Origin of the sequence: Stenotrophomonas sp. FR012, assembly GCF_047520565.2 — a bacterium.
GTDB classification, from domain to species: Bacteria; Pseudomonadota; Gammaproteobacteria; order Xanthomonadales; family Xanthomonadaceae; genus Stenotrophomonas; species Stenotrophomonas sepilia.
The window spans coordinates 279,601-300,406 of record NZ_JAXBQL020000002.1; the positions used below are offsets into that span (position 1 = coordinate 279,601).

A 20,806-nucleotide genomic window follows, 5' to 3' on the forward strand; every position below is an offset into this window, starting at 1 on the left:
GGATTGCGGTGGAGCCTGGCCGCGTTGTTGGGCCATCAGCCCTGCGGTGTCATAAGCGTCACAAGCTGGCGCCTTGTGGTCAATGACGAAAGGGCGAAGCTGTGATCATGCGCAAGCACTGGTGATATGTCAGATCACGCGGCGCGTGGATGACACGCGCGCGTGCTAGGCGCCTGGCAGGCCTGCCAGCTGCGCGCCAGGGCCTGCGGCGGCGGGCGCTACAGGAATGCTTCCTGTTCTTCGTCCGGCGCCAGGCATGCGGCCTTGCTTTGCTCGGTCGAGCTCGCAATGGCCGCCTCGTCGAAACCGCTGCGGCTCAACCACAAACGATTCCAGCGGACCAGTGCGTCGCTGTCGCGTGCCAGGCAGGCATAGCGGACGATCGATTCCAGGTTGTCGATGGTCGGGTACTGCTGAGCGATTTCGTCCAGTCCCTGGCGCATCAGCGGCCAATCGGGCTTCGCCGCGCGGAAGTGATCGGGCGAATACTCGGTGGCCGACCAGTACAGCCGTGCGTAGCGCATGGCCCGCTTCTTCTTTGGTGCGCTGGCCATCGAGTGCCGCGCGAAGGCTTCCATCTTCTGCGCGCTGCCGCCCCAGGCCGGCGTGAAGTACTCCATGGCAATGAGGTGCAGTGGTTCGTAGTCGGGGAAGGCCTTCGCTGCTCGATCAACGAGCGCCAGCATTTCGTCGTCATCCGCGCTTTCGCGCAGCGCGATCAGCACGTTCATCTCGTGCCAGAACGGGTCGCCGCCGGCAACATCCTCATGCGATTGCAGGTAGGCCCGCGAAACCGCGTTGTACTCATGGAACTGTGCCCAGTCTTCGTCGTTGACGGTGTTGGCGTATCCGTTGCCGCGGTAGCTCCAGGCCAGGTTGAGTGGAATCCGTGCGGTGATCAGGTGGGCCGCCGCAGACTTCGGCGCGTGCTGAACCCAGCGCGCCGCCCACGCAGACCAGTCGTTCCAGGCTTGAACCTCCTGCCGCGACGTGCCGATTGCACGCGACATGCAGATGTAGAAACGGCCGAGCCGGGATTGGCCGGCGGCGTTGAGCTCGCCCTTGCGGAAACGCGCGGCCATCGCGTCGAGTGCCGCAAAGTCGTCGTTGGCCATCAGCCGCGCAATGTCCGCGCAGTCGTTGGCGGGTTCGGGGGCATCTTCTGCCAACACTGAAGGGGCGAACAGGCAGGCAACGCTGGAGAGCGTGCCTGCGACGAGCATCCTGTGCATCGGGGGCGTCCTTGCTTTGATGGGAGACTGCGGAGGGCCCGCAGTGCCTCGAGGCATAGCAAGGCGCGCTTTGCGGCATGTTGCGTCGCAAGGTGCCAGCCACCATTCGCACTGGTACGGTCCGACCCGTTGCACCACCACCGACGGGGAGAGACGACGATGCGCAAGCTTTTGCTGCTGTTGATCCTGCTGACCGGGCTGGCGCCCACGGCCCTGGCGGCCACGGTCAAGACCACCCATCGCACCATCCCCAGCTGGGATGGCACGCCCCTCGGGGCCTTCGTCATCGAACCCCAGGATACCGGCAGTGGCCGCTATCCGCTGCTGGTGATGCCCAGCAGCTGGGCAGTGCCCAGCGTGGAGTACGTGGGCGTGGCACAGTCGCTGGCGCAGCGCGGCTATGTGGTCATCAGCTACAGCTCGCGCGGCTTCTGGGAGTCCGGCGGCAGCATCGACATCGCCGGGCCCGCCACGGTCGAAGATGTCAGTGCACTGATTGACTGGGCGCTGGACAACACCCGTGCCGACCCCTCACGAATCGGTGTATCGGGCATCTCCTATGGGGCCGGCACCAGCCTGCTGGCGGCGGCACGCGACCCGCGCATCAAGGCCGTTGCCGCGTTGAGCGGCTGGGCCGACCTGCAGGCGTCGCTCTACAGCCATGACACGCCCAGCGCGCAGGGCATTGCCCTGCTGGTAGCAGCCGGCCTGGCCACTGGCCGCCCCGGGGCGGAGCTGGCCACCATCAACGGCAATGTGCTGGTCGGCAACTACCAGGGGGCGGTGGACTCGCTGCTGCCGGTGGCGGCACAGCGCAGCCCGGCCAGCAGCCTTGATGAGATCAATGCCAACCAACCCGCGGTATTCCTCGCCAACGCCTTCAACGACAGCCTGTTCCCGCCGGGCCAGCTGGTCGACTTCTTCACCCGCCTGAAGGGACCCAAGCAGTTGCAGCTGCGCCATGGCGACCACGCCCTCAACGAAGCCTTCGGTGCGCTCGGCATTCCCAATGAGGTCTATGCCACGGTGGGCGACTGGTTCGACCACTACCTCAAGGGCGTCGCCAATGGCATCGATCGCCAGCCGGCGGTGCAGTTGAAGTCGCAGAAGGGCAGCTGGAGCCGTTATCCGGACTGGCAGGCCACCTCTACCGGCGCCGTAAGCTACGGGCTGACCGCGCCGACCGGGCTTCTGCTGCCCACCGGAGGGCTGGCCGAGAGCGGTGGCGGCACCGGTTGGAACTACCGGATCGGCAGCGGCCTGCTGACTGCCGCCAACTCCGGCGTGGTGATGGCGTCCGGCGCGCTGCAGATGTTCAACCTGCCGCCCGGTGCCTATGTACCATTCGTTGGCCGCAACGCCGCAGGCGTCTGGCAGGGCCCGATCTACTGGAGTGCACGCCGCCTGGATGGCGCACCGGAAGTGCGGTTGACGGTGACGCCCACTCGCGCCAACACCACGCTGTATGCCTACCTGTATGCCGAGGATATGCTGGGCAACGGCCAGCTGATCAGCCACAAGCCGTACACCCTGCGCGGTGCCACGCCCGGCCAGCCGAGAACCATCGATCTTCGCCTGGAAGCCAGCAGCTGGAACCTCCCGACCGGCAGCCGGCTGACCCTGGTGGTCGATACCGTGGACCTGCGCTATGCGGGCATCAGCCAGCTGGGGGGGGCGGTGACCTTCAGCTCGCCGGCCAACGCGCCTTCGGTGCTGAAGGTGCCGCTGCATTGATTCAAAGCCACACGGCCTTCGCTCGACGCCATGCCGGGCGAAGGCGTTTCCCGGTGGATCAGTTGCTCCGCACCCTTGCTGCGGCGGAGTTTGCGCGATTGATGCGATCCAGGTGCAGGGCAGGGTGGCGCGGCTCACTCCCCCTACGGCAGCAACACTCGGATCATTTCGTGCTGCCTGGACAGGTTCGCCCGTTGCACGAAGCCCTGGATGATCGAGGCCGCCACCTTGCGCTGGTTGTCCATGTCCAGCAACGGTGCGATGGCCTGCCCGGAACCATGGGGGCTGTCGTGGAATGGGCAATCGATCGGACCTGCAGTGGTCAACGACAGGATTGCCTTGGCCACGCGCGCCGACGGCGAATGCGGCGCATCGAAGATCACCAGCGTCCGCTCGTAGCTGACACCTGTGGCGCGTACGGTCGAGTGCAGGGAATCCTCGATGGTCATGTGCGCGCCGAGATCCTGGGCAAGCGCAAGGAAGCAGTTGGCCGCCGTCGCCTTGCGCAGCGTTGCAGGGTCGGTGCGGATGATCATCGCGCAGTCGACGCCGGAGATCGGCACCTGGGTGACATCCAGGTACGGGTTCTGTGCCAGTGTCCCGATCAAGGCGAGATCGTCGCTGTAGCCGCACGAAGCGGCAGGTGCACCCAGGCGTTGCAGCAGCGCTGCGACCCGTTGCACGCCCCATTGCCGCCCGTGCGCCAGACGCTGCGCGTGGGTGGCCGACAGCGCGCCGTGATCGAATCCCGAGGCTGACGCCTGCATGCGCGCCTTGACCATACGCATGCAGGCATCGACCTGCTGCATGCAGTCCGTGTCATCGGCGAACACCGGCGCCGCCGCGATGCCATCGATCACCCGGCCGAACGTCGCCAGGTCGCCCTGCTGGTCGCGGTACCAGTCGTGGATGCGCTGCACGTTGCGGCGACGTTTCTGCAGCTTGTCCGCACCTGGCCAGCCGGGATAGGCAGCGATCTCGCACAGCATGGTCAGGCCTTCCCACAGGTGGTACTCCATGCTGGGCAGGGGCAGCCGCCAGCGCTCTTCAGAACCGGCATCCTCGGCAATCACCAGGTGGTTGCGGATGATGTCCGACCACACTGTCACGGCCTCCACGGTATCGCGGCGCGGCGTGGTGACATCGATCAGTTCCATCAGGATCGGCCGCGGCGTCACCGGGTCATCGCCGGCAGGCGCCTTCGGATCCTTCACCCATCGCGCGTGCCAAGTATAGCCCATGCGATACAGCACGAACGGTTTGATGCCGTCGTTGAGGATGATGCCGGGTGGCGGCGGAGGGACAGGCGGCGGCTGCACGGGCTGCGGCAACGGTGGCTGCGGAGGGGGCAGCACGGACGGGCTTGTTACCGGCGCGGACGTGCCGATGCCCTTCAATGGCTCGCTGGTGAACAGATGCAGGCCCGCGCGGTCACGTTCGTACACCTTCCGGAACGTCTGCGGGTTGTCACATGTCACCAGGCACTGCTGGCCGGGCGGCACATGGATGTCCACCGATGCAAGATCCACCACCTGGCCGGCCAGCGGATTCTGGTTGGGTGGGAAGACGCTGATCTCCAGCGCGATGTTGAGGCCGGCACCCTGCATCACATCGATCACGATGTCTTCAACACCGCCGTGCAGGGCGTCCTGTGCCGGGATCGGGATCCAGGGGTTGATCACCACCTGCGTGTCCCAGTCGGACCTGCCGAAATCGAACAGCGTCGGCGGCGGGTCTGCCGGGCGTTCAAGCAGTGCGTCCAGCGCATTGCCGCCCTTGACGTAGAAGAACATCAACGGCTCACCGGGTTTCAGGCTGTAATCCCGCCGTACCTTGCTGGACAGGCTGCGCAGCTGGTCCTTGATGTCGGCCAGGGCCTTCACCACGACCGAGCGGACGTCGGAATACACCTGCGCGTTGTTGATCTGCGCGGTGAGCTGCTTGCTGATGTGGCGCCGGGCCTCGCGTTCGGGCGTGCTCTCTTTCATGGTGGGCCTCGCTGGGGTGCAGGGGCGGGCAGGGGGGCGAAGGGCCCTCTCAGCTGGAAGACAGCGATGCGGCCATCGCGGCGTACCAGTCAATCGACTGGCTGTAGGGCCTGGACATCTGCTGCAGCATGGTGGCGAAATCCTGCGTGCTGGGTGGCGTGACCGCCGCGCGTGCGCCCAGGTAGTTGCCAAGATCGGCGGCCGCCACCAGCTGTGCATGATCGATTTCCCAATCGGTCACCTCACTGGCGGTCGGGCGCATCACACTGGGCCTTGCCCGCACGTTGGCGCAGACTGCATCGGCGATGTTCTGCAGATCCCGGGCGACCGTCCTGAAGCGGACCAATGCATAGCGTCGATTAGGCTTGAGCAGATCCCGCGGGAAGTTGACGGTGTCGAGGGAGATGCCGGTTTCCTCCATGAACTCCCGGCGGGCAGCATCTTCCTCGGTCTCGTTGTCATGCCTGCGGCCGCCAGGGAGCGTCCATTGCCCAGCCTGGTTGACGACAACCATGGGAACCTGCGCCGCCCATGCGCGGGTGTCCCGGGCCAGGTTCTGTGCCGTCAGCAGCGCGGGCCCCCATGAATCCGGCGAGAACACCGGCAACGTGTTTGCCAGGTTCCTGATGCGCTCTGGCAGCGTGGATTGACGGAACAATCTGCGGGTGAGGTGGGTGACAGCAGATCCAACCTGGTCCGGATTCGGCGGTGACGCCTGCATCGCCTGGACGGCATTGCTGAGATTCACCAGGATGCTCTGGCCTTGGGTCGTCTCTGCATAGCCGGCGGATGTGGCAGCGACCTGGGCACTCTGGAGCAACGCAAGCGCAGGCTGCCAGTCCTCGTCCCGCGGCAATGCGGGAGATGCGGCGACTGTCAGGGCAGCGTCCAGTGCTTCTGCAGTCAGCACCATCACCGAATTGGACGCCCACCAGTTGTTGATGACCCGCTTGCGGGTGATCAGGTAATGGGTTCCGTTCCAGAGCGCAGCATAGACCTGGGGCATGATTCAGTCCTCCATCAAGCGCGGGGCGGGCGCGGTGGATCCACTGTAGAAGCGGGAGGCGAGGGAGAATCGGCGGTAGCGATGATGTATGCGGTGGAACCGACGGAGCAGGAGGGCAGGGGGCGTTGATTTCCCCGCATTGGTGCCAAGCCCGTGGCCGCCCGGGCGTCAACGACTCCCGGCGCCTGCCTCCGGGTCATGCAGTCCACGCAGCTTCTTCCTGCCACGGACAGATGCGCCTACACGGTCGATACCTATGCCCACGGCGGCAGGACGCTGGTGCAGCACTATGTGGTGCAGGGGATGGGGCATGCATGGAGCGGCAGTCAGTCGGGCCTGCCGTTCACCGATCCCAAGGGGCCGGATGCAGGCGCAGGTCAGTTGCGCAGAACCATGCACGCCACCGCCCCACGAACCGCCTCGCAGGGCGGTCGGAGGGCTCAAGAAGTACTGCCGATGGTCGCTAATGCGCAGGGGCGGGCATGGTGCCCGCTCGATTGGGCACTTCTCGCCCACATATAAGGATGTAGTTCTGTGAGAGTTATTGTTGTTCTGGCGCTGGCGTTGTCCATCAGTGGGTGCGGGATGCTTCCGAAGAAGGAAACGCCCGAGCAGGCGGTGGCGGCATCCCGCTTCTATCCCGGGAAATCGATCGACCAGGTCAGGGCTGCTTCAATCGAGGTCTTGAACCTGCTGGCGCCCGGAAAGATGGAATTCGATGCTGGCGCGCCCGGTATCGCGGCGAAGCGCACCTATGGGTATGTCGAACGCCGCATGGGCTACCAGGGCACCATGACGACGTTCTACAACGTCAACATGACGGCGGTCAGCTGGTACACCGTTGCGCTTTCTGAAGAGGCCGGTGGTACGCGGGCCCGGTTTGCGCTGCAGACGCGTGCCGACGATCAGGCTTCGTACTGGGCCAACCCTGCTGTCCCGGCCATTCACAGCAGCTTCCGTCACGATCTTCCGCTGGACGGACGCCAGGGCACGGCCGATCTGAAGCTGTTCCATGATCGCGTCGAGCATGTGCTGGGGCTGCGTCCGAACTGGGTGTCATGCGGCGAAGTGAAGGAGCCAGGCAAGGTTCTTGAGCTCTGCGATCGCAGCGGCATCAGCGACGTCGGTCCGATCCGGTCCTGACCGCTCCCGGGCCGCTCCTGTGTTGATGCGCAGGGCGGCTCGTGCAGCATCGTGGGTTTCATGGCCCGATTCTGCCGCTTCATCGACCCGTGCCAGGGTCTGGTCGTACGACATCCCCATGCTGGATATGTTCGGCTAGGCTGGTCTGATCGAAGACGAGGATGAAGGTCATCATGAACCGCTGGATTCTCCTGGCATTGGCCACGCTCCCGTTCGCTGCCGGTGCCGTGGTCATCCGCGATGATGTTGACGATGCCAGGTACCAGATCGACGCATCGGTGTTCCCGGCACTGGCGGACATGCCAGGCGAGGGGCACGGCGTCCTGATCGCACCGCGCTGGGTGCTGACCGCAGCGCATGCCGCACCGATGGAGGGGATGGGCGCCACCATCACCCTCGATGGGAAGAGCTACGGCGTCGAGCGTGTCTTCCTGCATCCCGGCTACCGCAGGATGCCCGAGGCGCTGGGCGAGGAAGCCATGGCAACGGGGAGTGCGTCGAAAATCCACGCGTTTCTGGCGGCGTCCGATGACATTGCATTGATCAAACTTGCCGCACCCGTGAGCGATGTTCCGCCGGTCGCACTCTACCGTGGCGCCGACGAGGTCACGCAGGTCGCCGCCCTGATAGGGAAGGGCGCCACCGGCAACGGTGCGACTGGACTGGTACCCGGCGGGTCACATCGTACGACCCTGCGTCGGGCCTGCAACGCGATCACCGGCGGCAACGCGCGTTATCTCTGGTACCGTTTCGATCCGCCTCCGCAGGGCCTTCCCCTTGAAGGCGTGCTCGGCAACGGCGATAGCGGTGGCCCGCTGGTGATCAGGAAAGATGGGGCCTGGCAGCTGGTGGGCCTCGGTTCCTGGATCACCGCCGTTCCCGAGCATGCGCTGGAGGCGGGTTTCTACGGGCAGGTGGTCTACAACGTGCGCGTGTCCCGCTACATCGATTGGATCGAAAGCATCATCGATGCGTGACGCGAAACTTCAGTTCTTGTGCCCCTGGCGCGACGGCGCGGAGCAGGCATAGCGGAGGGAAGCGCGCCTTAACGATTCATGGTCAAGAACAAGCACACGGCGCGGATCTCAGCCGGTGCGACGGGCGCTCGTATCCTTCCCGGCATGAGTTCTCCCGTCGATCTTCCAGAGTTCATGACGGTCACCCGGCCCTCCGGCTGGGTGCAGAGCGGCGAGCGTTGGGACCTGTGGTGGAACGGGCGTTCCGTGGCCAACATCGTGCCGCATGCCGTGCTCGGGTTCCGGGTGTACCTGGACGCACGCAAGATGTCCCAGACCAAGGTGGTGGCCGCCACGAATGTGCGGCAGGCCAGGCGCTACGCCGAGCGCTGGTGTGCCGCGCGGCTCTGCCCACAGCTGCGGCTGCGCGAGGCGGTGGCACGCCTGGTGGACGTGGTGCCGGAAACAAGCGCTGCGCCGTCGCCCGCACTTTCGCGGGAACAACGGCAGCAGGCCCGCCGCCTGGCCGAGGCCGGGGCGGGTGAGGTGGTACGGATCAAACAGGCACTGGCGCCGCGACAGCCCGCGATGAAGACCCGGCCGGAGCTGCAGGGGCGAGGTGGAGCCTGGTCGATACCCGGGCAGGCTCGGTCAAGCCGGAATTCCAACGGCAATGCCTCCCCGGCCAGGCTTATGCCGAGAGTTCCTCGCGCACGATCCTCGCCCCCGCGCTGAGCGCGCGCAGCTTGCCCCTGGCCACATGGCGCGCCAGCGGCGCCATGCCGCAGTTGGTGCTCGGGTAGAGCTTGTCGGCGTCCACGAACTGCAGCGCCTTGCGCAGGGTGCTGGCTACTTCATCGGCGGTCTCCACCGTGCTGGAGGCCACGTCGATGGCACCCACCATCACTTTCTTGCCGCGCACCAGCTCGATCAGGTCGATCGGCACGTGGGAGTTGTGGCATTCCAGCGAGATGATGTCGAGGTTGGAGGCCTTCAGCTTCGGGAACGACTCCTCGTACTGGCGCCATTCCGACCCCAGGGTCTGCTTCCAGTCGGTGTTGGCCTTGATGCCGTAGCCATAGCAGATGTGTACCGCCGTCTCGCACTTCAGCCCTTCGATCGCGCGCTCCAGTGCGGCTACGCCCCAATCATTCACTTCGTCGAAGAACACATTGAAGGCCGGTTCATCGAACTGGATGATGTCGACGCCGGCGGCCTCCAGCTCCTTCGCTTCCTCGTTGAGGATCTTCGCGAACTCCCAGGCCAGCTTTTCGCGGCTCTTGTAGTGCGCGTCGTACAGCGTGTCGATCATCGTCATCGGGCCGGGCAGCGCCCACTTGATCGGCTGCGTGGTCTGGCGGCGCAGGAACTTCGCATCCTCGACGAATACCGGCCTGGGGCGGCTCACGGCGCCAACCACGGTCGGCACGCTGGCATCGTAGCGGTTGCGGATGCGCACGGTTTCGCGCTTCTCGAAGTCGACGCCGCTGAGATGCTCGATGAAGGTGGTGACGAAGTGCTGGCGGGTCTGCTCGCCGTCACTGACGATATCAATGCCGGCATGCTGCTGTTCCTGCAGGGACAGGCGCAGGGCGTCCTGCTTGCCCTCGATCAGGCCTTCGTCCTGCAGCTTCCAGGGTGACCAGAGCTTCTCGGGCTCTGCCAGCCAGGAGGGTTTGGGCAGGCTGCCTGCGGTGGAGGTGGGGAGCAGCGTCTTCGTCGGCATCGTGTGGTGTGTCCTGGGGGCGAATGGAAAATCGATGGATCAGCGGGCGGCCCACTGCTCAAGCATGGCGCGGTACGGCTTGATGAAGTGTTCTTCGGTGAACCGGCCCTGCTTGACCGCTAGCTGGCTGCGCTCCTCGCGGTCGTAGACGATGCGGGTGGAGGAGTAGTCCTGGTGCTTCAGGCTGGGCTGGTAGACCTTGCCGGCCACGGAATTGGCGTTGTAGATCTCCGGGCGGTAGATCTTCTGGAAGGCCTCCATCGTGCTGATGGTGCCGATCAGCTCCAGGTTCGAGTAATCGCCCAGCAGGTCGCCCTGGAAGTAGAACGCCAGCGGTGCGACGCTGCCCGGCGGCATGAAATAGCGTACCCGCAGGCCCATCTTGTCGAAGTACTGGTCAGTGGGGGAGAACTCACCCTGGCGGTATTCCACGCCCAGGATCGGGTGATGGTTCTCGGTGCGGTGGTAGGTCTTGCTGCTGGAAACACTGATGCAGATCACCGGCCCCTTGCTGAAGTTGGCGCGGTAGGCGTCCGAGCGCAGGAAGTGCTGGAACAGCTTGCCGTGCAGGTCGCCAAAGCCCTCCGGAAGGCCGAAGGTGGCCTTGCCCTCGTTGCTGGCCGGCAGCACGACGCTGAAGTCGTAGTCGCGCACGTAGGACGAGAAGTTGTTGCCAACGATGCCCTCGCTACGCACGCCGGTCTGCGTGTCGACGATGGTCGGCCGCAGCACTTCGATCAACGGGAACGGATCGCTGCCGTCGGCGCCGTCGATGTGCATCTCCACCGAGATGATGTCCAGCTCGACCGCGTAGCGATCGGCGCTTGGGTTGTCCCAATGCGCCAGATCATTGAAGCGGTTGTTGATCATGCTGATCGTGTTGCGCAGGTTCTCCTGCCGGGATGCGCCGCGCGCCAGGTTGGCGAAGTTGGTGGTGATGCGCGTGCCTTCGGCCGGCTGGTAGTCCTCGTTGAAGGGGATGCGCGTGATGCTGAAGGTGAAGGCGTCGTTCGTCATGGGCGGTGTTCCGTTTGCAGGGTGACATCCAGATGCAGGTCGGCGGCATCTGGCATTCAAAGGGCTTCGATGGCCTCAGCGGCGGCGAGTGGCGCGCGGCGATGGGACAGCGTAAGCAGCGGCATTGCGCGCTGCACCGCCAGTCGTGCGCGCTGGATCAGCGCTTCGTTGTGCACGCGCCCCTCGGCGAAATCGCGGTCGGTGGCATACACGCCCAGGGGCAGGGTGCGGGCCTGGAAGAAGCTGAAGAGCGGCCGCAGCTGATGATCGATCACCAGTGCATGGCGGTCACTGCCGCCGGTCGCGGCCAGCAGGATGGGGGTATCGACCAGCGCGTCCTGGTCGATGAAGTCGAAGAAGTGCTTGAACAGCCCTGTGTAGGAGCCGCGATAGACCGGCGTGCTCACCACGAGCACATCGGCCCGTTCGACGGCCACCAGCTGGCGCTCGACAACCTCCGGGAGCTGCGAACGCCACAGCGCACCGGCCAGCTGCGGCGCCAGTTCGCCGAGTTCGATCAGCTGCTGTTCGCTGCGCATGTTCTCGCCGATCAGGCCCAGCAGGTGCTCGGCGAGGGTGGCGGCCCGGGAGGGGCGCTGCAGTCCACCGGAAACGGCGACGATACGGAGGGGGCGTTGGGATGAAGGCATGACCCGATCCTAGTCATGCCTTTCCATGACGTAAAATGGTATTACTTCACCTATCCATGAGTGAGATTCATCTTTATGTTGGAGCGGATCCACCTCAGCATCGTGCAGCAGGTCGAGCAGCAGGGCTCGCTCACCGCAGCGGCCGGCGTGCTCAACCTGACCCAGTCGGCGCTCAGCCACAGCATGAAGAAGCTGGAGCAGCAGCTGGGTACCGATGTCTGGCTGCGCGAAGGCCGCAGCCTGCGGCTGACCCAGGCCGGGCAATATCTGCTGGCAGTCGCCAACCGGGTGCTGCCGCAGCTGGACCTGGCCGAGGAGCGCCTGCGCCAGTTTGCCCAGGGCGAGCGCGGCGCGCTGCGCATCGGCATGGAATGCCACCCCTGTTACCAGTGGCTGCTGAAGATCGTCTCGCCGTACCTGGCCGCGTGGCCGGACGTGGATGTGGACGTCAAGCAGAAGTTCCAGTTCGGCGGCATCGGCGCGCTGTTCGGCTACGAGATCGACCTGCTGGTCACGCCCGATCCACTGCTGAAGCCGGGCCTGAAGTTCATCCCGGTGTTCGACTACGAGCAGGTGCTGGTGGTGGCCAGCAACCACGCCCTGGCCAAGGTCGACCACGTAAAGCCGCGCCAGCTCAGCCAGGAAGTGCTGATCAGCTACCCGGTGCCGTTCGAGCGCCTGGACATCTACAACCAGTTCCTGCTGCCGGCCGGCATCACCCCGCGGCGCCACAAGGCCATTGAAACCACCGACATCATGATGCAGATGGTGGCCAGCGGCCGCGGCGTGGCTGCCATGCCGCGCTGGCTGGTGGAGGAGTACGCCACGCGCATGGACGTGGTGCCCGTACGGCTGGGCGCCAAGGGCATCCCCAAGCAGATCTACCTGGGCGCGCGCGAGGCCGATACCGGTATCGACTACCTGCAGGCCTTCATCGAACTGGCCCGCAACAGCTCGCCGCTTGCCGGCAATGTGGGCGGAGCACGTTGATGCCGGCAGGCCTGTCACTGCGGGCGGACGCCTTCATCAGCGCTTTTTCACTGGAAGTCAGCGCGAAGGCCATGCCCGCGCTGTGCGCCGAGGCGGATCGGATCCCGCGCGGTACGGTCATCTCCATTCCCTACCTGGCCAGCGAGGATGACGACACCCGCCTGGCCGCCGCGCACACGGTGCGCGCGCTCGGATTCGAACCGATGCCGCATCTCTCTGCCCGCCGCATCGGCTCGAACGCAGCGCTTGAGCGCTTCCTGGAGCGTGCTGCCGGCGAAGCCGGGGTCGCGCGTTGCCTGCTGGTCGCGGGTGACCTGGCCACACCTGCCGGACCGTTTGCCGACAGTGCTTCGATCATCCAGACCGGTGTTCTGGAGCAATGCGGCATCAAGGTCGTTGCTATCGGCGGACACCCGGAAGGGCATCCGGCAATGCGCAGTGAAGAACGCTGGCAGGCGCTGGAGGGTAAATGCCAGGCCATCGAAGCACGTGGCATGGCCCCCTTGGTCGTCACCCAGTTCGCCTTCGATGCCGATACCGTGCTGACCTGGCTGGATGCACTGCGCACGCGTGGCATCGCGGTTCCGGTGCTGGTCGGTGTGCCGGGTCCAGCCAGCATCACCCGGCTGCTGCGATACGCCGCGATGTGCGGCGTAGGCGCCAGTGCATCGATGCTGGCCCGGTATGGCATCTCGATCGGCCGGCTGCTCGGCACGGCGGGGCCGGAGGTGTTCGTCGATCGACTGGTGAAGGGGCTGACCAGCGCCCATGGCCCGGTCAGCCCGCATTTCTTCCCGTTCGGCGGTGTTGCGCCGTCGCTGGAGTGGATGGCGCGGTACCGGCGGCGCATTTCCAGTGCCCGCAGCGTAATCCCCGAAGGCTGACAGCTGTCACTGGCTGCAACCCGGGCGGAAGCGAATAGTGAGCGCCAAGGCGAGGGCGCCTCGCCACCACTCACCAAGGGGACCGCTCATGAACATGCTCCAGCACCTCGCCTCGCAGACGCCAATCTGGGTGTGGCTGCTCCTGGCCTTCCTGATCACCCGTGGCATCGCCGCCATGAAGCCGGCCGAGACCTCGCTGCAGAAGCTTGCGATCGTACCCGCCTTGTTCGCCGTCTGGGGTGCGTGGTCGGTCAGCCATCGCTTCGGCGCTTCGCTGAGCGCCTGGAGCGAATGGCTGGCCGGCATCGCCACGGGCGCGACGCTTGCCTGGCTGCTGTTGAATCGATTGAAGCTGACGCTGGACCGCAGCACCGGCAAGCTCTGGCGCAGCGCGGACTTCAGCCTGCTGCCGCTGCTGCTGGCCACCTTCCTGGTGAAGTACGGCTTCGAAGTCGCATTTGCGGTGTCGCCGTCGCTGTCCGCCCATGCCGGCTTCAGTGCCGCCTACCTGCTGCTGACGGGCGGGTTCACTGGCATCTTCGTGGGCAAATACTGCCGGTACCTGGCCTCGTTGCGGATGGATGCGGCGGGCAAGGGGCTGGAAACCGCAGGCTGATTGTCCGAGGCGTGCCGGCTGCTGGCCCGCGTCGCCAGGCAGGGTTGTGCGGCGCTGGCGCAGGCGTCACGATGCCCGCCACTGGCCACCACCGGAAACGCTGACGTCATGAAGACCACATCCTGGTTCTGGATCAACGTGGTCAGTCACTTCAGCATTGTCGCCGCCCTGGCCTGGCTGCCCGCACGGTGGACGGGGCAACTTGTGGAGGCGCTGGCCGGGACGCAGCCGGCTATCGGTGATACCCGGTATTTGGCCTTCATCGGCGCCATGTTCGGCTTCTGCGTAACAGCGCTGATCCTGATGGGGGCGCTGACAGTCACTGGCGAACTGCTGGGTTTCTCCAGGCCCTATGCGCGGCGGCCGGAGTCCCGGAACGAAGCGCAGGTCGTCCACCGGAAGGTGTTGCTGGTTGCATTCGCCACGCTCTCGTGGGTGGCCGTGGGATCGCTCGCGGGTATTGCGTCGATCTTCGTGGCTTCGTGACGAGGGCGTTCTGTAGGCGCGGCAACGCACGGAAGCTGCTGTCCACCGGCTGGGGCGGAAGGTTGCGAATCCGCAAAGTCCAAGGGTCAGACAGGTTAAATGAAGGCTCCCAAATGAAGATTCTGATCTCTTCCCTCACGTTCCTGGGCCTGGTGGTTGCGGCAGGAATCGTTTGGATAACGTATCCAACCTCTCTCGACTCTGAGCTCAGAACATTCCGTTCACTTCCACCAGAAACATTCAAGATGCTTCGCGACGATGCGATCGCCTTCGCTCGGGCGAACGCATCGAAGGGCATTACCATCGAAGCAGGCCCCCCGCAATCGAGCGTGTTCGAACTTCGGTGCAGAGAGGTTCCATTACTCCTGGTCGAGAACGGGCATGACCTGCTCACCCTCGATATCTTTGGATACGCAGACCGACGTGCGCCAGGCATTGCCAAGCTTCAGGATCAGACGACATCGAGACTGATCCCGGAGGGTCAGCCCGGCAAGCCCGGCCCGATTTCTGGAGAGCCCTCGGGACTGGAGGCGCTCATCATGAAGCATCGAGACGGCATCGATGTCGCGCAGCAGTGCCATTGAATCCAGGGGCGATTGAAGTGCGCCAAACGCATTGATCTCCTGACTTCGAATCCGCCGCACCCTATGCACGCCGCCTGTTCGACCAGGTGGGCGTGCCCGACGTCGATGCCACCGATGGGCCGCCACCGGCGGTGGCTCTGCAGCAACAGCGCGGTGCCAGCAATGCGCGATCATCGGTGGGTAGCGTGACCACGCTGTCCAGCCTGGTGCGCATGATGTACTCGCGCGCAGGCGCCTACCCGGCCAACCAGTTCCACCAACATGGCCACTTCACGCGAAAGCGGCTGTCGCTAGAGAGCGGGTATCGTGATCCTCTGCAGATCAAGCTTGGCCCTGAGCGCATAGTGCTTGCGGGTGACCGGCACGGTGCAGGTCAGGCGGGGATCCAGGTAGTCCTTGAACAGCGGTGGCCGCCAAGCACCCAGATAGAACAGCCGATCCTGTTTGACCGCCGCGGGCAACGGCACGTCGGACAGGTCGCTGTCCGACACATCGGTGATCAGGCAGGGTGCATGGCGGAAGCCCAGCCTGCGCAGCAGCCCAGCCAGATGTCCAGCGCCTTAGACGGTCCCGCGCCACTGGCTCATCAGCATCTGCAGAAAGCGCTCCGCCGTGGGCGAGAGCAGGGCGCCCCGGCGACGGACGATCCCGATCGTGCGCGATACCACAGGATTGCCGATCGCGCGTGTCACCAGGGTGGGGTGATCCCCGTCCGGCGTGGCCATCTTCGGTAGCACCGACACGCCGATACCGGCCTCGACCATGCCCAGTGACGTCGACAGGTGCGTCACCTCGTAGTGCCAGCTCAACTTGAGGTTCTCGCGCGCCAGCGCGCCGTCCAGCAGCGTGCGGTTACCGCTGGTGCGATGCACGGTGATCAGCTGGTGCTCGGCCAGGTCGGCCCATTCCACCTTGCGCTTGCGTGCCAGAGGATGATCGCGGCGGCATGCCAGCACGAATGGATCTTCAGCGAGCACGTCGAAATCGAGATTCGGATCGTTGGCGCCCATGAAGTTGATGCCGAACTCGACTTCACCACGTTCCACTGCCTGCAGACCCTCCGTCGCCGGAATATCCAGGATGCGGAAGCGCACGTTCGGGTGCGCTTCGTGGAAACGCGCCATCACGCTGGGCAGGAAGTAGAACGCCGCCGTCGGCAGGCACGCGATGGTCACGGTGGCGCCGCGGGTGTCCTCCCGGCCGCGCAGTGAGAACAGCGAGCCATCGAATTCCTCCAGCATGCGGCGTACCAGCGGCAGCAGGTTCTCGCCGACAGCGGTGGTACTGACGCTGCGCGTGGTGCGCTCCAGCAGTGGCGAACCCACGGCCTGCTCCAGCTTCTGGATCCGCCGGCTGAGTGCTGGCTGGGAGACGTGCAGGATTTCCGCGGCGCGATGGAAGCTGCGGGTCTCCGAGACCAGCAGGAACGCACGCAGATCCAGGATTTCGCAATTGATGCTCATTGGGTATCAATCATCCGAAAATCAGCAATTCACAGATCAATTGGGGTCATGCCAGTATCGAATCACAGAGGGGTCATTCATCCCCTATACGCATCAATCTAGCACACGTATGTCCAACGATCTGCTCAGCATTCCCTGCGTGCTCATGCGCGGCGGTACCTCCAAGGGCCCGTTCTTCCTGGCCAGCGACCTTCCGATGGACATCGCTGAACGCGATCGCCTGCTGCTGGAAGTGATGGGCTCGGGCCATCCGTTGCAGATCGACGGCATCGGCGGTGGCAACGCGCTGACCAGCAAGGTGGCGATCATCGACCGCTCCAGCCGTCCGGACGCCGATGTCGATTACCTGTTCGCCCAGGTACGGGTAGAGCAGCAGGTGGTGGATACCTCGCCGAACTGCGGCAACATGCTGGCGGCCGTAGGCCCGTATGCCATCGAGCGTGGGCTGGTGCAGGCGCAGGATCCGCAGACCGAGGTGCGCATCCACAACGTCAACACCGGCAAGCTGATCATCGCCACGGTGGAAACGCCGGGCGGCAATGTGGTCTACCGCGGTGATACGCGCATTGCCGGCGCGCCGGGCTCGGCCTCGCCGGTCAGGCTCTCCTTCCTTGATGCGGCAGGTGCCCGCACCGGCAAGCTGCTGCCCAGCGGGCACGCGCAGGAGACCATCGATGGCGTGCCGGTCAGCCTGGTGGACTGCGCGATGCCGATGATGCTGGTACGTGCCGAAGACCTGGGCGTGCGCGGCGATGCCCCGCCCGCCGAACTGAACGCGGACGCGGTATTCATGCGCCGGCTGGAAGCGCTGCGCATCGAGGCAGGCGCCCGCATGGGCATCGCCGACGCCGGCAACAAGGTCATTCCGAAGCCGGTGCTGCTGTCGGCGCCGCAACATGGGGGCGATCTGCAGGTGCGCTATTTCATGCCGCATCAATGCCACACCGCGCTGGCCATTACCGGCGCGGTTGGCCTGGCCACCGCCGCCGTTACGCCGGGCACGCTGGCCCACACTTTGGTCGGATGCCTGTCCGTTCCCGGCAGCATTACCCTCGAACATCCGGGCGGGGCCCTGGAGGTGGGCCTCAGTCGCAGCTCGCAGGATGCGCCGGTCGTTGCCAGCGTCGTGCGCACCGCACGCCGCCTGTTCGAGGGCCGCGTGTTTGCCACCACGCCAGCACTTGCCGTGGCCGGTTCCACCCAAGCCCGCCAATGGACGTCAGCGGCATGATCTGAACCCGGACGGGCCGGCGCAGGTGCGCATGCCCGCCATTACAACGTAGATGCTTCACTCCTGGGAGGGATGATGTACAAGCAGTTCTTGATGGCCGCGCTGTGCGCGGCTGGTCTGGCCGCGGCCGGATGCAGCAACAGCGGGCGCACCGAAGGCGCATCCGCCGGCGGTGGTGACAATGCACCGGTACGCATCAGCGTCGGCTCCTACAACCTCAACAACCTGCCGTTCTTCATCGCCGACGCCAAGGGGTACTTCAAGGACGTCGGCCTGCAGGTGAAGACCGAGAACTTCGCCCAAGGCGGCTCCAAGGTATTGCAGGCGCTGGTGGCCAATTCCACCGACGTGGCCGTCGGCTTCTACGACCACACCATCCAGATGCAGGCCAAGGGCAAGGACGTGGTGGCCTTCGTGCTGCTCTCGCGCAACTCCGGCCTGGTGATGGCCGGCCGCGAGGATGCCACCTTCGATCCGGCCCGCCCGGAGACCATCAAGGGCCAGAAGGTCGGCATTACCGCACCGGGCTCATCGTCGGATTTCTTCGTCCGTCACTTCCTCGCCCAGCACGATATTCCGGCTGACAGCATCTCGTTGATCGGCGTCGGCTCGGGCGCCGCAGCGGTAGCCGCGCTGGAGCAGGGCAAGATCGACCTGCTGGTCAACTACGATCCTGCCGCCACCCTGATCACCGAACGCAAGGTCGGCAGGATCCTCCTCGACGCGCGCAGCGACGACGGCGCCCGCCAGGTCTATGGCGGCCTCTATCCAACCTCGGTGATGTACGCCAACCAGAGCTTCCTGGACAAGCGCCCCGAAGCGGCCGAGAAGATCGCCCGCGCCGAGCAGATGGCATTGAAGTTCATCGCCGACAACAGTGCTGAAGACATCGTTGCGGCGCTGCCGGACAGCTACGTCTCCGGCGACCGCGCCACCTATGCCCGCGCAGTGGAGAACGCCCGCGCGATCTTCACCCGCGACGGTCATTTCACGCCGGCTGATCTGGAAACGCCGTTGAAGGTGCTGCGCGAGTTCAATACGGATGTGGCCAAGGCCAACATCGATCTGTCCCGCACCTACACCAATGCTTTCGTCGAGCGTGCCAACGCTGCGGCGCCGGCTGCCCAACCGTAAGCGGAGGTAACCCCATGGCCCTCAATGCCACCGTGCGCCACCTCAATGGCGCACCGCAGCTGGAGCCTGCACAGACCATGGTCGCGCTCAACAAGGTGACCATGTCCTTCGGCGAATTCACCGCCGTTCGTGATGTCGACATCCAGGTAGGTGATGGCGAGTTCCTTGCCATCGTTGGGCCAACCGGCTGCGGCAAGAGCACCATCCTCAATTCCGTGGCGGGCCTGCTGAAGCCGTCGTCCGGCCAGGTCAGCATCGACGGCCGTGCGGTCAGCGGCGTCCAGGAGTCGGTGGGCTACCTGTTCCAGCAGGACGCGCTGCTGCCGTGGAAGACCGCATACCAGAACGTTGAGCTCGGCCTGCGTTTCCGTGGCGTGCCCGAAGCCGAACGCAAGGCCAAGGCCAACGCGTGGCTGGCTAAGGTCGGCCTGGCCGGTTTCGAGCATCGCTACCCCCACCAGCTGTCCGGTGGCCAGCGCAAGCGCGTGCAGATGGCGCAGGCGTTGATCGTCGAGCCGAAGGTGATCCTGATGGATGAGCCGTTCTCGGCGCTGGACATCCACACCCGGCACCTGATGCAGAACGAGCTGCTGCGCCTGTGGCAGGAGGACCGGCGCTCGGTGATCCTGATCACCCACGATCTGGAAGAAGCGATCGCCCTGGGCGACCGCGTGGTGGTGCTGTCCTCCGGCCCGGCCAGCCGTGTCGTGCGCAGTTTCGACGTGGATCTGGAACGGCCGCGGAACGTGGCCGAAATCAAGCTGGATGACCGTTTCACCGACCTGTACCGCGACATATGGGCCTGCCTGCGCGGCGAAGTGGAGAAGAGCTATGCACGCCAAGACTGACAAGTTCATCCAACTGGCCCTGGTTGTGGCCGTGTTCGGCGGCTGGGAGGGCGGCATCGCGCTGGGCGTGATCGATCCGTTCTTCTTCCCATCGCCAACGGCGATCGTGCAGCAGGCCTGGACCTGGCTGTCCGATACCTCGTTCTACCAGCACGTCTACATCACGCTGACCGAAACCGCGCTGGGTTACATCATCGGCACCGGCCTCGGCGTGGCCGGCGGTGTCTGGTTGGGCCTGAGCCGCCGCTCGGCGCGCATCCTCGATCCCTTCATCAAAGGCTTCAACGCAATTCCGCGCGTGGTGCTGGCCCCGATTTTCGTGTTGTGGCTGGGGCTGGGCCTGTGGTCGAAGGTGGCGCTGGCGGTCACCCTGGTGTTCTTCACCACGTTCTTCAATGCCATGCAGGGCGTACGCGAGGTGAATCCGGTGGTACTGGCCAATGCCCGCATCCTGGGCGCAAGCCGCAGCGACCTGCTACGCCATGTCTACTTCCCGGCAGCGGCCAGCTGGATCCTGTCCTCGCTGCGCACCTCGGTGGGCTTCGCCGTGGTCGGCGCGATCATCGGTGAGTACCTCGGCGCCTCGGCGGGCCTGGGCTACCTGATCGCGCAGGCAGAAGGCAACTTCAACGCCGTCGGTGTGTTTGCCGGCATCATCATCCTTGCCGCCTTCGTGCTGGTCATCGACGCGCTGCTGGACGTGGTCGAGAACAAGCTGATCACCTGGCGTCCCAACGCCCAGGCCCAGGCCACCAGCTGACCGGGCCGGGCTGAGCCCGCCTGCCGCGCCGCCGGGCCGATCCGGCGGCGCGCGCTTCCTCCCCCGATCTTCCCCCGCACCACCGCAACAGGCCAGCGCCGGGCCAGGGGGCCGGCTGGCCGGAGAGAGTCCATGAACCATTCCACCGTGCTGCCGCTGGCAGCGCTGTCGGTCGCGCTCGGCCTGCTGTTGGCCAGTGGCCATGCTGGCGCCCAGTCCACGTCTTCGCTGCCCGCACCACTGAGCCAGGCCGAACTCTCACGCCTGGTGCAGCAGCAGGCGCTGCAGATCCAGCAGTTGGAGGCGCGCCTGCGTGCCGTGGAGGGCGGGCACAGCACCGCCGGTGCTGTTCCCCCAA

The 20,806-nt window shown here is 65.2% G+C and carries 21 protein-coding genes and 3 pseudogenes; 16 read left to right on the plus strand and 8 right to left on the minus strand.

The annotated features are described in order from the left end of the window. Positions 1-218 precede the first annotated feature (218 nt). Complete coding sequence (locus tag ACM0O9_RS05400; RefSeq protein WP_065177777.1) at positions 219-1,232, minus strand: DUF4034 domain-containing protein; 1,014 nt, start codon at positions 1,230-1,232, stop codon at positions 219-221. Between the two features lie 159 nt (positions 1,233-1,391). On the opposite strand from ACM0O9_RS05400, the gene ACM0O9_RS05405 reads away from it, so the two are divergent. After that, on the plus strand, positions 1,392-2,966 hold the full coding sequence (locus ACM0O9_RS05405) for a S15 peptidase family protein (RefSeq protein ID WP_279946064.1): 1,575 nt from the start codon (positions 1,392-1,394) through the stop codon (positions 2,964-2,966). Between the two features lie 143 nt (positions 2,967-3,109). Here the strand turns inward: ACM0O9_RS05405 and ACM0O9_RS05410 are convergent, their stop codons facing one another. Further along, a complete protein-coding gene (locus ACM0O9_RS05410) occupies positions 3,110-4,954 on the minus strand; it encodes a hypothetical protein (protein ID WP_414603748.1) in 1,845 nt (614 codons plus the stop codon). A gap of 49 nt (positions 4,955-5,003) precedes the next feature. Beyond that, positions 5,004-5,960, minus strand: a complete 957-nt coding sequence (locus tag ACM0O9_RS05415) for an NUDIX domain-containing protein (RefSeq protein ID WP_065177780.1) — start codon at positions 5,958-5,960, stop codon at positions 5,004-5,006. Positions 5,961-6,197: 237 nt separating this feature from the next. Between ACM0O9_RS05415 and ACM0O9_RS05420 the strand changes: the two are divergent. The 4 genes and pseudogenes from ACM0O9_RS05420 to ACM0O9_RS05435 all read left to right on the plus strand — a co-directional run. Next, positions 6,198-6,329: pseudogene (locus ACM0O9_RS05420) on the plus strand (extracellular catalytic domain type 1 short-chain-length polyhydroxyalkanoate depolymerase); the annotation flags it as partial. Positions 6,330-6,494: 165 nt separating this feature from the next. Next, positions 6,495-7,103 carry a hypothetical protein gene (locus ACM0O9_RS05425; protein WP_138951294.1) on the plus strand — a complete coding sequence of 203 codons (609 nt, stop codon included), beginning with the start codon at positions 6,495-6,497 and terminating at the stop codon, positions 7,101-7,103. Between the two features lie 173 nt (positions 7,104-7,276). Then, complete coding sequence (locus tag ACM0O9_RS05430) at positions 7,277-8,080, plus strand: S1 family peptidase (RefSeq protein ID WP_164229174.1); 804 nt, start codon at positions 7,277-7,279, stop codon at positions 8,078-8,080. 78 nt (positions 8,081-8,158) lie between these two features. After that, complete coding sequence (locus ACM0O9_RS05435; RefSeq protein ID WP_414603747.1) at positions 8,159-8,794, plus strand: hypothetical protein; 636 nt, start codon at positions 8,159-8,161, stop codon at positions 8,792-8,794. Here the strand turns inward: ACM0O9_RS05435 and ACM0O9_RS05440 are convergent. From ACM0O9_RS05440 to msuE, 3 genes are read right to left on the minus strand one after another with little or no spacing between them, the layout of a single operon-like run. Beyond that, on the minus strand, positions 8,751-9,785 hold the full coding sequence (locus tag ACM0O9_RS05440; protein ID WP_139727135.1) for a methionine synthase: 1,035 nt from the start codon (positions 9,783-9,785) through the stop codon (positions 8,751-8,753). The two genes, ACM0O9_RS05435 and ACM0O9_RS05440, sit on opposite strands and share 44 nt — an antisense overlap. 39 nt (positions 9,786-9,824) lie before the next feature. Continuing rightward, on the minus strand, positions 9,825-10,802 hold the full coding sequence (locus ACM0O9_RS05445; RefSeq protein ID WP_414603746.1) for a DUF1852 domain-containing protein: 978 nt from the start codon (positions 10,800-10,802) through the stop codon (positions 9,825-9,827). Between the two features lie 56 nt (positions 10,803-10,858). After that, positions 10,859-11,452 carry an FMN reductase gene (msuE, locus tag ACM0O9_RS05450; protein ID WP_065186417.1) on the minus strand — a complete coding sequence of 198 codons (594 nt, stop codon included), beginning with the start codon at positions 11,450-11,452 and terminating at the stop codon, positions 10,859-10,861. 75 nt (positions 11,453-11,527) lie between these two features. Here msuE and ACM0O9_RS05455 point away from each other — a divergent pair, with 75 nt between their 5' ends. The 6 genes and pseudogenes from ACM0O9_RS05455 to ACM0O9_RS05480 all read left to right on the plus strand — a co-directional run. Continuing rightward, a complete protein-coding gene (locus ACM0O9_RS05455; RefSeq protein WP_005416621.1) occupies positions 11,528-12,442 on the plus strand; it encodes a LysR family transcriptional regulator in 915 nt (304 codons plus the stop codon). After that, positions 12,442-13,326, plus strand: coding sequence for a methylenetetrahydrofolate reductase (locus ACM0O9_RS05460; RefSeq protein WP_065177787.1), 885 nt, complete (start codon positions 12,442-12,444; stop codon positions 13,324-13,326). The genes ACM0O9_RS05455 and ACM0O9_RS05460 overlap by 1 nt, the downstream gene beginning before the upstream one ends. A gap of 88 nt (positions 13,327-13,414) precedes the next feature. Next, positions 13,415-13,942: a DUF6622 family protein gene (locus tag ACM0O9_RS05465; protein WP_065177788.1), complete on the plus strand. Its 528-nt coding sequence runs from the start codon at positions 13,415-13,417 to the stop codon at positions 13,940-13,942. A gap of 108 nt (positions 13,943-14,050) precedes the next feature. Beyond that, complete coding sequence (locus tag ACM0O9_RS05470; RefSeq protein WP_065177798.1) at positions 14,051-14,428, plus strand: hypothetical protein; 378 nt, start codon at positions 14,051-14,053, stop codon at positions 14,426-14,428. A gap of 113 nt (positions 14,429-14,541) precedes the next feature. Next, on the plus strand, positions 14,542-15,012 hold the full coding sequence (locus ACM0O9_RS05475) for a hypothetical protein (RefSeq protein WP_414603745.1): 471 nt from the start codon (positions 14,542-14,544) through the stop codon (positions 15,010-15,012). A gap of 44 nt (positions 15,013-15,056) precedes the next feature. Then, positions 15,057-15,263, plus strand: a pseudogene (locus tag ACM0O9_RS05480) (hypothetical protein); the annotation flags it as partial. 39 nt (positions 15,264-15,302) lie between these two features. Here the strand turns inward: ACM0O9_RS05480 and ACM0O9_RS05485 are convergent. Further along, positions 15,303-15,503: a hypothetical protein gene (locus tag ACM0O9_RS05485; protein ID WP_239502781.1), complete on the minus strand. Its 201-nt coding sequence runs from the start codon at positions 15,501-15,503 to the stop codon at positions 15,303-15,305. Between the two features lie 69 nt (positions 15,504-15,572). After that, complete coding sequence (locus ACM0O9_RS05490) at positions 15,573-16,475, minus strand: LysR family transcriptional regulator (protein WP_053496567.1); 903 nt, start codon at positions 16,473-16,475, stop codon at positions 15,573-15,575. A gap of 109 nt (positions 16,476-16,584) precedes the next feature. Here ACM0O9_RS05490 and ACM0O9_RS05495 point away from each other — a divergent pair, with 109 nt between their 5' ends. The 5 genes and pseudogenes from ACM0O9_RS05495 to ACM0O9_RS05515 form a co-directional block, all read left to right on the plus strand. Further along, positions 16,585-17,706, plus strand: a complete 1,122-nt coding sequence (locus ACM0O9_RS05495; protein ID WP_095377567.1) for a 4-oxalomesaconate tautomerase — start codon at positions 16,585-16,587, stop codon at positions 17,704-17,706. A gap of 75 nt (positions 17,707-17,781) precedes the next feature. Next, positions 17,782-18,840, plus strand: coding sequence for an ABC transporter substrate-binding protein (locus ACM0O9_RS05500; protein WP_164229183.1), 1,059 nt, complete (start codon positions 17,782-17,784; stop codon positions 18,838-18,840). Positions 18,841-18,854: 14 nt separating this feature from the next. Next, positions 18,855-19,688, plus strand: coding sequence for an ABC transporter ATP-binding protein (locus ACM0O9_RS05505; protein ID WP_053496569.1), 834 nt, complete (start codon positions 18,855-18,857; stop codon positions 19,686-19,688). Then, positions 19,672-20,448, plus strand: a complete 777-nt coding sequence (locus ACM0O9_RS05510; protein ID WP_005409726.1) for an ABC transporter permease — start codon at positions 19,672-19,674, stop codon at positions 20,446-20,448. Before ACM0O9_RS05505 ends, ACM0O9_RS05510 begins: the two co-directional genes overlap by 17 nt. A gap of 132 nt (positions 20,449-20,580) precedes the next feature. Continuing rightward, positions 20,581-20,806, plus strand: a pseudogene (locus ACM0O9_RS05515) (OprO/OprP family phosphate-selective porin); the annotation flags it as partial.